Annotated in this window: 12 protein-coding genes; 7 read left to right on the top strand and 5 right to left on the bottom strand. The window is 71.1% G+C overall.

Going from position 1 to position 12,923, the window contains the following annotated elements; translation table 11 throughout:
• Nucleotides 1–4: 4 nt before the first annotated feature.
• Nucleotides 5–724 carry an HAD family hydrolase gene (locus tag ACWD6P_RS01485; protein ID WP_451441925.1) on the top strand — a complete coding sequence of 240 codons (720 nt, stop codon included), beginning with the start codon at nt 5–7 and terminating at the stop codon, nt 722–724.
• Here the strand turns inward: ACWD6P_RS01485 and ACWD6P_RS01480 are convergent.
• Nucleotides 708–2,174, bottom strand: a complete 1,467-nt coding sequence (locus tag ACWD6P_RS01480; protein WP_451441924.1) for a N,N-dimethylformamidase beta subunit family domain-containing protein — start codon at nt 2,172–2,174, stop codon at nt 708–710. The two genes, ACWD6P_RS01485 and ACWD6P_RS01480, sit on opposite strands and share 17 nt — an antisense overlap.
• 104 nt (nt 2,175–2,278) lie before the next feature.
• On the opposite strand from ACWD6P_RS01480, the gene ACWD6P_RS01475 reads away from it, so the two are divergent.
• Both ACWD6P_RS01475 and ACWD6P_RS01470 read left to right on the top strand, forming a co-directional pair.
• Nucleotides 2,279–3,157 (top strand): class I SAM-dependent methyltransferase, encoded by an 879-nt coding sequence (locus ACWD6P_RS01475; protein ID WP_451441923.1) that lies wholly within the window; start codon nt 2,279–2,281, stop codon nt 3,155–3,157.
• Nucleotides 3,154–3,924, top strand: a complete 771-nt coding sequence (locus tag ACWD6P_RS01470) for a GNAT family N-acetyltransferase (RefSeq protein WP_451441922.1) — start codon at nt 3,154–3,156, stop codon at nt 3,922–3,924. The genes ACWD6P_RS01475 and ACWD6P_RS01470 overlap by 4 nt, the downstream gene beginning before the upstream one ends.
• Here ACWD6P_RS01470 and ACWD6P_RS01465 read toward each other — a convergent pair.
• Together ACWD6P_RS01465 and ACWD6P_RS01460 are read right to left on the bottom strand one after the other, a co-directional pair.
• On the bottom strand, nt 3,881–5,020 hold the full coding sequence (locus tag ACWD6P_RS01465; protein ID WP_451441921.1) for a hypothetical protein: 1,140 nt from the start codon (nt 5,018–5,020) through the stop codon (nt 3,881–3,883). The genes ACWD6P_RS01470 and ACWD6P_RS01465 overlap by 44 nt on opposite strands.
• Before the next feature lie 145 nt (nt 5,021–5,165).
• Complete coding sequence (locus ACWD6P_RS01460; RefSeq protein WP_451441920.1) at nt 5,166–6,578, bottom strand: amino acid permease; 1,413 nt, start codon at nt 6,576–6,578, stop codon at nt 5,166–5,168.
• A 424-nt stretch (nt 6,579–7,002) separates the two neighbouring features.
• On the opposite strand from ACWD6P_RS01460, the gene ACWD6P_RS01455 reads away from it, so the two are divergent.
• The 4 genes from ACWD6P_RS01455 (at nt 7,003) to ACWD6P_RS01440 (ending at nt 10,774) form a co-directional block, all read left to right on the top strand.
• The gene (locus ACWD6P_RS01455) at nt 7,003–7,668 is read left to right on the top strand and encodes a hypothetical protein (protein ID WP_451441919.1); all 666 of its coding nucleotides are present in this window, start codon (nt 7,003–7,005) and stop codon (nt 7,666–7,668) included.
• 253 nt (nt 7,669–7,921) lie between these two features.
• A complete protein-coding gene (locus ACWD6P_RS01450; RefSeq protein WP_451441918.1) occupies nt 7,922–8,656 on the top strand; it encodes an AfsR/SARP family transcriptional regulator in 735 nt (244 codons plus the stop codon).
• A gap of 166 nt (nt 8,657–8,822) precedes the next feature.
• Nucleotides 8,823–9,545 (top strand): DUF5819 family protein, encoded by a 723-nt coding sequence (locus tag ACWD6P_RS01445; RefSeq protein WP_451441917.1) that lies wholly within the window; start codon nt 8,823–8,825, stop codon nt 9,543–9,545.
• Complete coding sequence (locus ACWD6P_RS01440; protein WP_451441916.1) at nt 9,542–10,774, top strand: HTTM domain-containing protein; 1,233 nt, start codon at nt 9,542–9,544, stop codon at nt 10,772–10,774. The genes ACWD6P_RS01445 and ACWD6P_RS01440 overlap by 4 nt, the downstream gene beginning before the upstream one ends.
• A gap of 297 nt (nt 10,775–11,071) precedes the next feature.
• Here the strand turns inward: ACWD6P_RS01440 and ACWD6P_RS01435 are convergent, their stop codons facing one another.
• Nucleotides 11,072–11,740: a hypothetical protein gene (locus ACWD6P_RS01435; RefSeq protein WP_451441915.1), complete on the bottom strand. Its 669-nt coding sequence runs from the start codon at nt 11,738–11,740 to the stop codon at nt 11,072–11,074.
• Nucleotides 11,741–11,920: 180 nt separating this feature from the next.
• On the bottom strand, nt 11,921–12,823 hold the full coding sequence (locus ACWD6P_RS01430; RefSeq protein WP_451441914.1) for a GNAT family N-acetyltransferase: 903 nt from the start codon (nt 12,821–12,823) through the stop codon (nt 11,921–11,923).
• Nucleotides 12,824–12,923 lie beyond the last annotated feature (100 nt).

The raw sequence follows: 12,923 nt of genomic DNA, 5'->3' as shown, positions 1-12,923 counted from the left end.
GCCGATGCCCTCCCCGCCTCCGCCCGTCCGGGGAGTGATCTTCGACTTCTACGGCACGCTGGTGCGGATGGTGCCGCCGCTGCCGCCCAGCCACCACTCCCTCTTCGCCCGCCGGGGCCTGACCGAGGCCGCCGAGCGGTGGGGCGATCCGTGGACGGTCGGGCCGCGGGACGGCGAGGAGCACGCGGCGCACTCCGTCGACGAGGAGAGCTACCGGGCCTGGGAGGTGGACCGGCTGCGCCGGCGGGCGCGCGCCTGCGGCGTCCCGGACACCGAGGCGGCCGCGCTGGCCGTCGAGCTCGACCGGGCGATGAAGGATCTGCGTCTGGCGCTCTTCGACGATGTGCCGTCGGCGCTGGCGGGGCTGCGGGCGCGGGGCGTGACGGTGGCGGTGTGCTCCAACTGGTTCTGGGACCTGGACCGGGCCATCGAGGACGTCGGCCTGGCCGGGGCGGTGGATGTGGCGGTCACCTCGGCCCGTGCCGGGGCCCGCAAGCCGCATCCGCGGATCTACCGTGTGGTGCTGGAGCGCTGCGGACTGCGCCCCGAACAGGCGCTGTTCGTCGGGGACATGTGGCGCACGGATGTGGCGGGCCCGCTGGCGGCCGGGATGCGGGCCGCGCACCTGTGGCGTCCGGACCGCGCCGTGGAGGGCGTGGCCCCGCCGGTGCCGGCGGGGGCCACCCGGATCGCCTCGCTGAGTGCGCTCACGGATCTGCTGTAGCCGGGCCGGCCAGCCGGTCCAGCACATTGCGGGTCACCCGTACGACTCCGGCGTCCAGTTCACGGCCGCAGACCACCGGCCAGTCGGTGGTACCGGCCGTGAACACCGTGCCGCCGGCGGTGTAGAGGCCCATGGTCGCCGCGCGCGGCCCGGTGACCTCCGGTTCTCTCGCGGGGCAGTTCCAGTGCCCCCACTTGAGGTGGTGGAAGTCGTCATGGACCGGATCCAGGAGGTAGATGCCCAGGATGAGAAAGGACTCGGGGGTGCCGTCCGCCCCGCTGGCGTGCGCGATGCCGTGCTCGTCGCGGACGAAGGCGGCGCCGTCGCACTCGTAGCCGATCAGCGCGGTCCCCGCGCCCAGCGCGTCCGCGGGGCCGCCGTCCGTACCGTCGCGCAGCCCGGTCCCCTCGTACACCCAGTGGCCGGCGTGCTGGACCCGGTACCCGTCCCGGGGCCGGTCGCCCGGCCACTCGCCCGGCCACATACCGCCGTTGCGGAAGCTGACCCCGGTCAGGGTGTTCTCCGGCTCGCCGACGCCGTCGGGCGGCGCCGCCCACCACAGGTCCGTCGCGGGCAGGTGCGGATAGACCTCGCCGACGTGGTGGTCGGTGTCCGACACGAACGCGGTGTTGCCTTCCACCGGATGCACCCGCCACCAGCAGGTGTTGGCGCTGAGGAACGCCACGTTCCCGCCGCCGCGCACGAAGGCCGACACCCGGGCGCGCATCGTGGCGCTCCAGTACTCGTCGTGCCCGACGCTGAGCAGCAGCCGGTAGGGCGCGAGCAGTCCGGGGTCCTCGTGCAGATCGAGGTCGGTGCAGTACTCGACGTCGTAGCCGCTGCGCTCCAGCCAGGCGATGAACGGCGCGTCCCAGTAGGCGAGGTCGATGACGCCGCCGGGCCGGTGCAGGCTGAGCCGGTGCCCGCGGGGCCGGCCGGGACCGCCCTCCTGGTAGACGGGGTGGTCGTAGAGGCTGCTGGCGCGCTGGAGGCCGGGCCGGTCCGAGCGGTTGTAGGCGTGCCGGGTGAAGGTCGACTTCTTGTACAGGATGCGGGCGCCGCGGCCCGGGTGCCGGGGCCGGACGAGGAAGAACTCCCGCTCGTGGCCCTCGATCGCGGTCTCGTCCAGCAGCGGTACGGCCCGTGCGCGGCGGTCGTCGCCCTCGACGAAGTGGGCGAGGTAGACGCCCGGCGGCCAGTCGTCCGGGACGGGGACGGTGTACGGCGGCCAGTCCCAGGCCACGGCGGGCGAGGCGTGTTCCGCGACGCCGTCGGGGTGCGGCGGCGGGGGCGCGAACGCCCCGGGGAACGGGCCGGACTCCGCCATGAAGGAGAGCTGTCGGCCCAATCGGTAGAAACGGACGCGGAATTCTTCGGCGTCCGTGGAGATATGAAGTGTCAGTTTCCGGCCGGCTATCACGCTTTCCCGGTCCACATATCCTTCTATCACGCACATCATGCTAGAGGCAGCCGCACCGCGGGGTAAGCGCCGGGATCAGCCCATTCCGGGAAGAATTCAGGACAGTGTCGAATTCAGGACAGCGGAGGCAAGAAATGGACAGCGAATTCCGGGTGCGTGAACTCGTACTGGGCATCGAGGGGCTGGCCCTGCTGCGCCGTGCGATGGACGGCGACGAGGAGTTCCTTCAGGCGCGGGTGGCGGAGATCCGCGACTTCGCCTCGGGCCGCGGCGGGCCCCTGCCGGACGGCGGGGCGGCGGTCAGCGAACTCGACGCCGCGGCCGGCTACGCCGCCTGGGCCACCGTCTACGACTCCCTGCCGAGCTCCTTCATCGAGGTCGAGGAGCCGGTGGTGCACAAGCTGCTGGAGCGCGGCCCGGCGGGCACCGCACTGGACGCGGCCTGCGGCACCGGACGGCAGACGGCGGCCCTGACGGCCCGCGGCCACCGCACCATCGGCGTCGACCAGTCCCCTCAGATGCTGGAGCGGGCCCGCCGCAACGCCCCGGGCGCCGAGTTCCGCCACGGCCTGCTGGAGGACCTGCCGCTGCCCGACGGCTCCGTCGACCTCGCCGTCTGCTCACTGGCGCTGACGCATCTGCCGGACCTCACCCCGGCCGTCGCGGAGCTGGCCCGGGTCCTTCGCCCCGGCGGCCGGATCATCCTCTCCGACATCCACCCCTTCGTCACCTCGCTCCAGGGGCAGTGCCTGTTCGTCAAGGGCGACGGCGAACTGGCCTTCGTACGCAACCACGTCCACCTCCCCAGCAGCTATCTGACCGCCTTCGCCGAGGCCGGGCTGAGCGTGCGCAGCTGCCATGAACCGGTCTTCAACGGCCGTCTGGCGCCGGGCGGTTACGAGGAGTCCATCGCCGACGCCGCCCGCGCCGCCTGGGAGGGAATTCCGCTCGTCATCGTGTGGGAGACCGTGAAGAACCGGCCCGGCGCGACCGGCGAGGTGAGCGGCTCATGACCCCGCAGATCGTCCGCCACTCCGAACGCCCCGAACTCTGGGACCGCATCCCCGAGGAATTCGCCGGCGTGGTCCCCGAATACAACCTGCACGGCGATATCAACGCGGACTTCTGGACCCGGCTGTTCACCGAATTCCCGGACCATCAGTTCGTCCTCTACGACCCGGAGGGCGACGCGATCCTGGGCGCCGGACGCACCCTCCCCCGCACCTGGGACGGCACCCCCGAAGGCCTGGGCACCGGCCTGGACGCCTCCATCGCGGCGGCCTTCGCCGGCCACGACGCCGGCCATGTGCCGAACGCCCTGTGCGCGCTGGGCATCGAGATCCCGCGCGCCCACCAGGGAAAGGGGTACTCCGTCGCCCTCCTCGGCCAGATGACGCGGATGGCCCGCGCCGGCGGTCTCTCCCATGTGATCGTGCCGGTCCGGCCCGTCTGGAAGGACCGCTATCCACTGGTCCCCATCGAGCGGTACGCGGCCTGGACCCGCGCCGACGGTGCGCCCTTCGACCCCTGGATCCGCACCCAGGTGCGGCACGGCGGCGCCCTCGCGGCGTCCGTCCCGCAGTCGTCGCGGATCACCGGCACGGTGGCCGAATGGGAGTCCTGGACCGGGATGGCGTTCCCCGACGACGGCCCGTATGTCTTCCCCGGCGGCCTGGACACCGTGCTCATCGACCGGGCGCGCGACCGGGGCGCGTACTGGGAACCGTGTGTCTGGATCACCCACGAGGTGCCGGGCGCGGCCGCCGCTCCCCCGCCGTAGCGTCGTCGAGGAGCAGCCCCCCGCAGCCGACCGCGCTCGCGGCGTACGTCGCGAGCAGCTCGGCATGCTGCGGGAGCACGTCGGGGCGCCGTTCCGGGGGCAGCCCCGCCGGCCCGACCGTGGACAGCGCCGCGGCCCGCAGCCGCGCGGCCCCGGCCCGCGCGCCCCCGGGGTGCGGGGCATGGCGCCGCGCGGCGTCCTCGGCCTGCCTGCCCAGCAGCAGACAGTGGATCCACAGCTCGTCCGCGAAGCCCGCACCGAACAGCCGCCGTACCTCCCCCGCCGCGTCCTGGGGCCGGTGGCGCCGCATGACCTGCCGCAGCCGCCCCTCCGTGAGGCCGGTGGCCCCCAGCGCGTCCTGCCACCGGGTGTGCCGCCGGGGCTCGGCGAGCGCCCGCGTCCCGGCAGGCCGCAGATACCCCTCCCCGTACCGCATGTACGGCAGCCAGTCCAGCTCCTCCAGCACCCACCCATGGCACAGCGGCGGCCGGGCGTCGCGGGCACCGACCGGGCACGCGGCCAGCCGGACGCCCTGTGCCGCATGGCCGTTGATGCTGCTGGTGCCGATGTGCTCCACCACGTTGGGGACGGCCAGCAGCCCCGCCCGGCCCACCGTGCGCAGGTAGGCGGCCATCACCTCGTCGTCATGGCGCTCCGCGCTGTCCCGGGCGAACCGCCGGAATCCGGCCGCCCGTTCCGCGGGCAGACAGATCGCCAGCGTCGGCGCGAACTCCTCGGGTACGGCCCGCACCCAGCCCGCGCCGGCCAGCGCACCCAGCCGGGCCGCGGCCCCGTTGCGCGCATGCCAGTTGGTGTAGAAGATCAGCGCCTCGTCCGGGAACCGTGCCACGGACCGCGCGACGAGGTCGAGCAGTTCGCGGGGCGCGGCCACGTCGTCCTGCACCACCAGATGGTGACTGGCCCCTTCGGAGATCGCCGCCCAGGCCACCAGCGCGGTCCGTAACGCCGACGGCGCACCCTCCGGGTCGGGGTCCATCGCCAGTCCCCCGAGACCGAGCCGGGCGGACAGCGCCGCGGCCTGCTCCTCGCGCACCGGATGCGTCATCACGGCCGAACTGATCCGAGCTGCACTCACCGAGCACTCCTCACCTCGCCGGAAGGGCGCTCATCGTGGCAGACCGGCTCCCCGCCCCGGGCCCGGAGGCCGAGATCGGCCGGATCGCATCGCCCCGGGCGGCCGCGGAAGGGCCGCCGCGCCCGGGCGGCGGCCTCAGGCGGCCTCAGGCGGTCTCGGCCGCCCGCCGGTCCCGCCGCTGCTTGAGATGGCCCGCGCCGGCCAGCGCCGCCACCACGACGGCCGTGCCGGCGAGCTGATGCCGGCCGTCCGCGCCCGCGGCCATGACGCCGAAGACGCCGAGGATGGCGGCGAACGCCAGCCAGGTCAGGTAGGGGAAGCCCCACATCCGCGCCGAGAGCAGCTCGGGCGCCTCACGCTCCAGCCGTCGGCGCATCTTCAGCTGGGTGAGGCAGACGATGGACCAGACGACCAGCACCGAGCAGCCGGCGATGTTCAGCAGCCAGGCGAACACGGTGGTCGGCCAGATGACCCCGGCGATCACCGCCGCGAAGCCGAACGCACAGGACGCCAGCACCGCCGCCGCCGGCACGCCCCTGGTGACCCGGCCCAGGAACCGCGGGCCCTGACCCCGGCTGACCAGGGAGTACGCCATCCGCGACGAGCCGTAGATGTTGGCGTTCATCGCGGAGAGCAGTGCCACCAGCACCACGATCTGCATGATCGTGCCGGCTGCCGGGATACCGAGCCGGTCGAGCACGGTGACGTACGGGCCGTCCGTGGCGACCTTCGGGTTGTTCCACGGCACCAGGGTGACGACCACGGCCATGGAGCCGATGTAGAAGACGGCGATGCGCCAGACGGCGGTCCGCACGGCACGCGTCACGTTCCGGCTCGGCTGGTCGGACTCCGCCGCCGCGATGGTGACGGTCTCCAGCCCGGCGAACCCGGAGATGGTGGTCAGCAGCCCGGCGGCGAGGCCGGCGGCACCGGTCGGGAAGAAGCCGCCGTGGCCGGTGAGATTGCCGGTGCCGGGCGCGCTGCCGAACACCCCGAGGATGCCCAGCACGCCCAGCACCAGAAAGGCGACGATCGTGGTGACCTTGATGGCGGCGAACCAGAACTCGAACTCGCCGAAGTTCTTGACCGCGGTCAGATTGCTGGCGCAGAAGAACGCCATGAAGATCGCCACCCAGCCGTAGGCGGGGATGAACGACACCCAGGTGTGCATGATGGCGCCCGCCGCGGTGGCCTCGGCGGCCACGCCCGCGCAGAGCATCAGCCAGTACATCCAGCCCGAGGTGGTCCCCGCCCAGGAGCCGAGCTCCTCCTCGGCGTGCACGGAGAACGAGCCGGTGGAGGGCCGGGCCGCGGACATCTCGCCGAGCATCCGCATGATCAGCATGACCAGCGCGCCGGTACCCGCGAAGAGCAGGACGATGGCCGGCCCGGCCGCGGCGATACCGACCCCGGAGCCCACGAAGAGCCCCGCCCCGATGACCCCACCGAGCGCGATCATCGACAGATGCCGCTGCTTGAGCCCGTGCGACAACACGGCTTCGCCGCTCTGCACGGACTGCGGGGAGCCCTGGGTGGACCGGGTGACTGTCGGACTCATGGTCGTGCCTGTCCATTACGTGAGACGTTCGGTGAGCCGCACGAGTCTGCGGGGACACCTCGCCCGTATGACGTGAACGCCCGCTATTCGGACCTTTTCTTTACGCGCAGTAAAGGCACCGACACGCCCTGCCGTTCCGCCATCCCGCCGGCCACTCGCCGTCAAACCCCGCAAACCGATGACCAGTTACCCGCCCCGGACGCTCCGGCTTCCTGCGCCGGTCAGGTGAACGTCGGCACGGCGGTGCGACATCCCGGCCACGGGTGGTACAGGAGGCAAGGTGAGCTCCCAACCGCCGACCGGCCCGCCCAGCGGCCCCCTGCACGGGGAGCCCATGCCCAGCCCGCCGCCGCCCCCCGGGCAGCCCCCCAGGCGGCCCCGGTGGCGCACTCCGCTCGTCCTCATCAGCGGGGCCGTTGCCGTCGTGGTGATTGCGGTGGCGCTCGCCTTCGCGTTCAGCGGCGGCGACGACGAGGGCGAATCCTCGGCACCCTCCAGGGTTCCCAGCGTCAGCTCGTCCACGGAGGCCCGCGATCTCGCGAAGCGCGTGACACTGGCGCCCGGGGACTGGGGCAGTACGTTCGTCCGGGATTCCCCCTACGAGAACACCGATTTGTCCTGGTCGGCCATCGACCAGAACTGCAAAATCGTGGCGGATTCACTGAAAGGCGCACTCGATAACCTGGGGCGCAGCGTCAAGGAATCAAATGGCACGGCGTATGCCGCCTCTTCGCTCATCACTTATAAAGGAGCGGATCTCGCCCAACGCGGCATTTCCCGGCAGCGCGAGCCTTTGCAGCGGTGCCCGACACAGAGCCAGGCCGGAGGCGAGGAACGGTACGACCACGTCCACGAGGTCGCAGTTCCCGCACTGAAGGGATTCGATGACGTGGTGGCCGAGGAAGGCCATCTCGGCGTCAACTCGGACGGCCAGAAGACGGACGAATACTATGCGCTTCTCACGGGCCGCAAAGGGCAATTCGTACTGCAATCGTCCATGAACCGGCGCGGGGCCGGGAGTCAGGAGCAGAACCGCGACGCCGCGATCAAGGCCCTCACCCTCATGCTGAGCCGCCTCGGGAGCAGCTGAGGCCCGGGACGGCGGCGCACAGGGTAAGCCCCAGACGTCTCGATGGCGCCTCGACGGAGGGAAAATCTCCCACCAAAGTAGAACAATTCGACAACCCACCGCGGGCGGAGCACCATGAATTTGTGGGAGGTGCACAGATGGTTGCGAACCTCGGGCAACGTCGGCACGGCCGGTGGGGTGGACGCCGAGCAGACGGGCCTCTGTGCGATCAACGGTCATGAGCCCAGATGAGCTCATACTCTCCAGGCGGCATGTGAATCACTGGCCGGCCGTGCGGATAGCCCTTCTCGGTGGCTTCGATCTCGTGGTCGGCGATGTCCCGGTGCTGGTCTCCGTCGGTTCGAAGCGGCTTCTGGCGTTCATCGCGCTCAATGGCCGTACCACTGCCGCCCGGTCTCTGGTCGCCGGAAGTCTCTGGCCCGAAGCAAGCGAGCAAAGCGCGTACGCGAACCTGCGGTCGGCGTTGTCGCGCCTGTGCAGCACCGGCAGGAGAGCCCTGGAGGTCAGCGCCACCGACGTACGTCTCGCACGGGACGTCAGCGTCGATCTGTACCACGCGCGGTCACTGGCCCAGCGCATACTCGACCCCGGCGTCCCGGCCGAAGAGCTCCATCTCAACGCGGCGACCGTCGACCAGCTCTCCGACGACCTGCTGCCCGGCTGGTACGACGACTGGGCACTGCAGGAGGCGGAACGGTGGCAGCAGCTCCGCATCCACGCACTTGAGTCACTGGCGGGCGCATTCATCGCCACGAAGCAGTTCGCCGGGGCGGTGGCGGCCGCCCACGCGGCCGTACAGGCGAATCCGCTGCGGGAGAGCAGCCAGGCGTCGCTGATCCGCGCCCACCTGGCGGAGGGCAATCTGTCCGAGGCGCTGGACGACTTCGAACGCTACGAGCACCGTCTCCGCCACGAGCTCGGACTCGGCCCCACACCGCGGCTGCGTCACCTGGTGGACGGGCTGCAGCGGCCGCACCCCGGCCGGTGACGGCGCCCCGGGCGCACCGGCCCACCCCCCTCAGCCGTTCGGCCCAACAGCACATCTGCCTGGGAATAAGTCTCTTTATCCTGATGTGGCGGCGGTGAGGTCCTCGAATCACCAGGCGATCCGTCCGTGCATGCGCTGAATGTTCGGGACCCGTGATCGGGGGAGCATGGTGGAGCCACGCGGGGCCTCGGACGAGACCGGCACGGACGGCGCCGACGAAGGCGAGACGCCCGGACGGTCCGCCGCCGTCCGCGGGCTGCCGCCGGCGCCGAACGGGTCCTGGTCGCTGCCGTCACGTATCGTGATCATGACAACCATCGGGGTGCTGACGATCGGTGTCACACTCCACCTGCTTCTGGTGTTCCTGTTCGTCGCCCCGCCGAACGCCGTCAGCAAGGAGTACGACAGGCTGATCAAGGGTTACGTCTACCCGGAGTTCGACCAGAACTGGCAGCTCTTCGCACCGAACCCGCTCCAGGACAACATCGCCGTGCATGCGCGCGCCGAGGTCGCGTTCCCCGACGGCTCCCGGCGCACGACGGGCTGGACCGCCCTGACCGCCCAGGACATCCGCGAGATCAGGCACAATCCCGCGCCCAGCCACGCGCACCAGAACCTGCTGCGCCAGGCCTGGGACTTCTACAACAGGACGCACGATGCCAAGGGGCGGGCGATCGGCCTGCGCGGCGAACTCGCCGAGGCCTTCGTACGCCGGATCGCGGCACACCGGCTCGGGCCGCGGATCGACGGCGGCCAGGTGGTCAAGGTGCAGATCTACGCGTCGAACACCCCGATCATCCCGCCCAAGTGGAGCAGCGACCGCGGGAGCACCGAGAAGACCTACCAGGTACTCCCCTGGTGGCCGGTCTCCCAGAAGGAGTTCCCGTGAGCGTCGAGAAGGACATCGCCCGGACGCCTTCCCCCTTCAAGGACCTGGGCAGCAAACTCGACACGGCGATCGCCAGGGGCCTGAACAAGATCACGAGTGCGGCACTCGCGCCGTACCAGGCCGCGGTCGTCCGGATCGGCTTCGCCTTGACCTTCGCGCTCTACCTCATGCGCGAGTGGCCGTACCGGCTGGAGTTGTACGGCACCACCAACCCGTGGGGATTCGACCTGGCCCAGCGCCTCATCGCCTCGAACAACGCGTTCACGGTCCTGCTGTGGTCGAACCACAGGCTGTGGTTCGAGCTGGTCTACCACGGGACGATCGCCGTGAGTCTGCTGCTGCTCCTGGGGTGGCACACCCGCACGATGTCGATCCTGTTCATGGTCGGCGTGCTGTCACTGATGAACCGCAGCGTCCTCCTGGGCGACGGCGGCGACACCCTCATCCACCTGATCGCGAGCTATCTGGTGCTCACGCGGTGCGGGCAGGTGTGGTCGCTGGACGCCCGACGGCGGGAGCGTGAGGAGACACCGCGCCGGGACGGCTGCGACCGGATGAGCGTGGCGCTGTGGATCCTCGCCGGCGCGGGCCTCGCCGTCGCCCAGGTGACGGGATTCGCCGAACTCCCCAGGGGCTGGGGGCTGATCCTCTGGGGACTGTGGCTGGTCCAGGCCCTGTGGTACTGGGCGGGGCGGCGTCGTTCCCCGGAACCTGGGGCGTTGTTGGACGTCGTCGCCAACCTCGTCCACAACGCGGCGATGCTGGTGATCGCCGCCCAGGTATGCCTGCTCTACGCCACCGCCGGCTGGTACAAGGTCCAGGGCTCCCGCTGGCAGGACGGAAGCGCCCTGCACTACCCGCTCCATCTGGACTACTTCAGCCCGTGGACCGCTCTGTCCCAGGTGCTCGACAGCCGCTCCACCATGGTCACGCTGATCACCTACGGCACCGTGCTCGTGCAGGTCGCCTTTCCCTTCACCCTCCTCAACCGACGGGTGAAGAACGTCATGCTTGCGATCTTGATGACCGAACACGCGACCATCGCGGTGATCTGCGGCCTGCCGTTCTTCTCGCTGGCGATGATCGTCTCTGACATGGTCTTTCTGCCGACGAACTTCCTGCGCTGGGGCGGGTCGAGGATTGCGGCCGCACGGGACCGCATCACCGCACGACTACGCCGGAACAAGGGTCCGGACGACCGGAACGAGAGCCGGAGCGTGACCGTCTGACGCGCCGTACGAACTTGCGCACGCGATGGCCGTACGACCTTGGGCACGCGATGCCCGGCACGCATGTCATGTCCGGCGCGTGCAGGTGATGCCCGGCGCAGGTGATGCCCGGTGCGCGCGGGCCCTGCCCCCTGGCGGAATCGGCCCGTGGTGGACGCGAACCGCCAGAGGGACTGCGGGACGGTGCCCGCCCCTCAGCGTGCGCCGAGAGCTCTGCCGAGCAGCGCGTGGACTGCCTCGGGTGTGGTCGCCTTAACGGGTGTGGTCGCCTTGACCGCCTGTGATGACGCCCTTCGCTCAGCCGCCGGCGCCCGTGGCACCTGTCGTGCCGCCGGCGCCCGTGGTGCCGCCAGCGCCTGTGGTGGTGCCGCCGGTCGCACCGGTCGCACCGGTGGCGCCGGTCGCTCCGGTGGTGCCTCCTGCGGTGGTGGTGGCGCCCGTCGTGGTGGCGCCGGTTGTCGTGGCGCCGGTGCTGGTGCTGGCACCTGTGGTGGTGCTGGCACCGGTGGTGGTCTGGGCACCGGTCACCGTGCCGCCGGTGGTGGTCTGGGAGCCGGTCGTCGTGGCGCCGGTGGTCGTGGCGCCGGTGGTGGTCTGGGCGGCGGTCGTCGTGGTTGCGCCGGTGGTGGTGCTCGCGCCGGTGGTGACGCTCGCGCCGGTCGTCGTGGTGGAGGCGCCGGTTGTGGTGCGTCCGCCGGTGATGCCCCCGCCGCCTCCGCCGCCACCCGTGCCGCGGACGCACAGCAACCTGACCGAGCCCGGAGCAACATTGATGACCTTGCCGGTGATCTTGCTGATGCAGAAGATGCCCGGTGCTGATGGCGCCGTTTGTGTCGATTGGGTCGGAGCTTTCGCCGTCGCTGTTTCAGCGCCCGTCGCCCCTATCGCCCCCATCGTTCCGGTGAGCGCCGCCGCCATGAAAGACGCTCCGACCACGTGCGGAAGACGCTTGCGGATGCTTGTCATCACTGCGCCTCCTCTTCTCTTGAAGCCGTAGATACGTCCAGCGTGGGCGGGCGGCCATGACCGCGGCGTCGAACCTGCGTGACCCTCGCGTGACGGCGGTGCGGGAGCCGACGGGCAGACCGTCCGCGGCCAGGGCCTGTCCGACCCTGACCGCTCAGACAGGCCCGGAACCGCGGGCGGTCAGACGAAGTCGATGCGCTCCTCGCTGACCGGGTAGCCCGCCGTCGCGAAATGGGCCGCCATCGGGAAGTTGTCCTGATCGGTGGCGGCCGCGATGTGTGTCGCGCCCCGCGCCACCAGGTCTTGTGTGCACTCGACCAGCAGGTCGTAGGCGTAGCCGTGGCCGCGCTGGTCGGGGAGGACGCCGATGTATCCGATGCAGGGGCCCGACGGGTTGCGGGCGGGCACGTGGATGCCCGCCGTTTCGCCGTCCGGGGTGTAGGCCAGCCGCCACCAGTCCCGTGGGGAAGGCATCCAGGTGAGGATGCCGAAGAGTTCCTCGACGGCCCCGTCCCTGCCGTACTCCGCGATGTCGTGCAGGTCGTGGGCGTCCAAGGAGCCTTCCTGGATACGGCGCAGCACGCCCCGGATGACGTTGTCGTCCGGCTCCGGCCGGTACTCCAGGCGCCCGGTGCGCTCGGGGAGCGGGCAGGCGGAGGTCCAGGTGTAGCGGTAGCGTTCGACCAGCTTCCGGAGGCCGCCCGCCTCGGCCGCGGCCATCCGGACCTCGGCCGCGGCCCGCACGTCCGGCTTGTCGCGCCAGCCGGGCGGCAGCAGCAGGCTGTACTCGGCCCGAAGAGGTACGGCGCGCAGCAGTTGGACAGCGGCCTCGGCGTCGGTGAAGTCGAACCAGTCGAGGGCGAGGGGTTTTTCGTCCCCGGGCTTGGACCACCAGGCGGCGCGGGCGACGACGACGCCGTCGCGCAGCGCGACCCAGGTCCATTCGGGCCGGTACCGGCCCCCGTCGGCGATCATGCCGTAGGTCTCGCCGAGGACGGCGCGGCCGACGACGCCCGGGTCGGGCAGGGAGGCGAAAAGGGGAGTCTCGCCCGCGGTGAGCGGGCGGATGACCAGTTCAGTCATGAGTGAAGCGATCCTTCGGGAGAGGACGCGCTCCCGGATCAGACCTGGGACGCCCGGCGGACGGGGCGGGAGCGCACGGCTGTTGTGGTGGACATCGCTC

It is taken from the genome of Streptomyces sp. NPDC002446, from assembly GCF_053595675.1.
The sequence above is the reverse complement of the archived record's forward strand: the minus strand, read 5'-3'. Positions and strand labels throughout refer to the sequence as shown.

Bases quoted from the DNA above. Each gene is read 5' to 3' on its own strand.
- ACWD6P_RS01485 (WP_451441925.1), top strand. From the start codon at position 5: ATGCCCTCCCCGCCTCCGCCCGTCCGGGGAGTGATCTTCGACTTCTAC.
- ACWD6P_RS01475 (WP_451441923.1), top strand. From the start codon at position 2,279: ATGGACAGCGAATTCCGGGTGCGTGAACTCGTACTGGGCATCGAGGGG.
- ACWD6P_RS01470 (WP_451441922.1), top strand. From the start codon at position 3,154: ATGACCCCGCAGATCGTCCGCCACTCCGAACGCCCCGAACTCTGGGAC.
- ACWD6P_RS01460 (WP_451441920.1), bottom strand. From the start codon at position 6,578: ATGAGTCCGACAGTCACCCGGTCCACCCAGGGCTCCCCGCAGTCCGTG.
- ACWD6P_RS01445 (WP_451441917.1), top strand. From the start codon at position 8,823: ATGGTGGAGCCACGCGGGGCCTCGGACGAGACCGGCACGGACGGCGCC.
- ACWD6P_RS01435 (WP_451441915.1), bottom strand. From the start codon at position 11,740: ATGACAAGCATCCGCAAGCGTCTTCCGCACGTGGTCGGAGCGTCTTTC.
- ACWD6P_RS01430 (WP_451441914.1), bottom strand. From the start codon at position 12,823: ATGACTGAACTGGTCATCCGCCCGCTCACCGCGGGCGAGACTCCCCTT.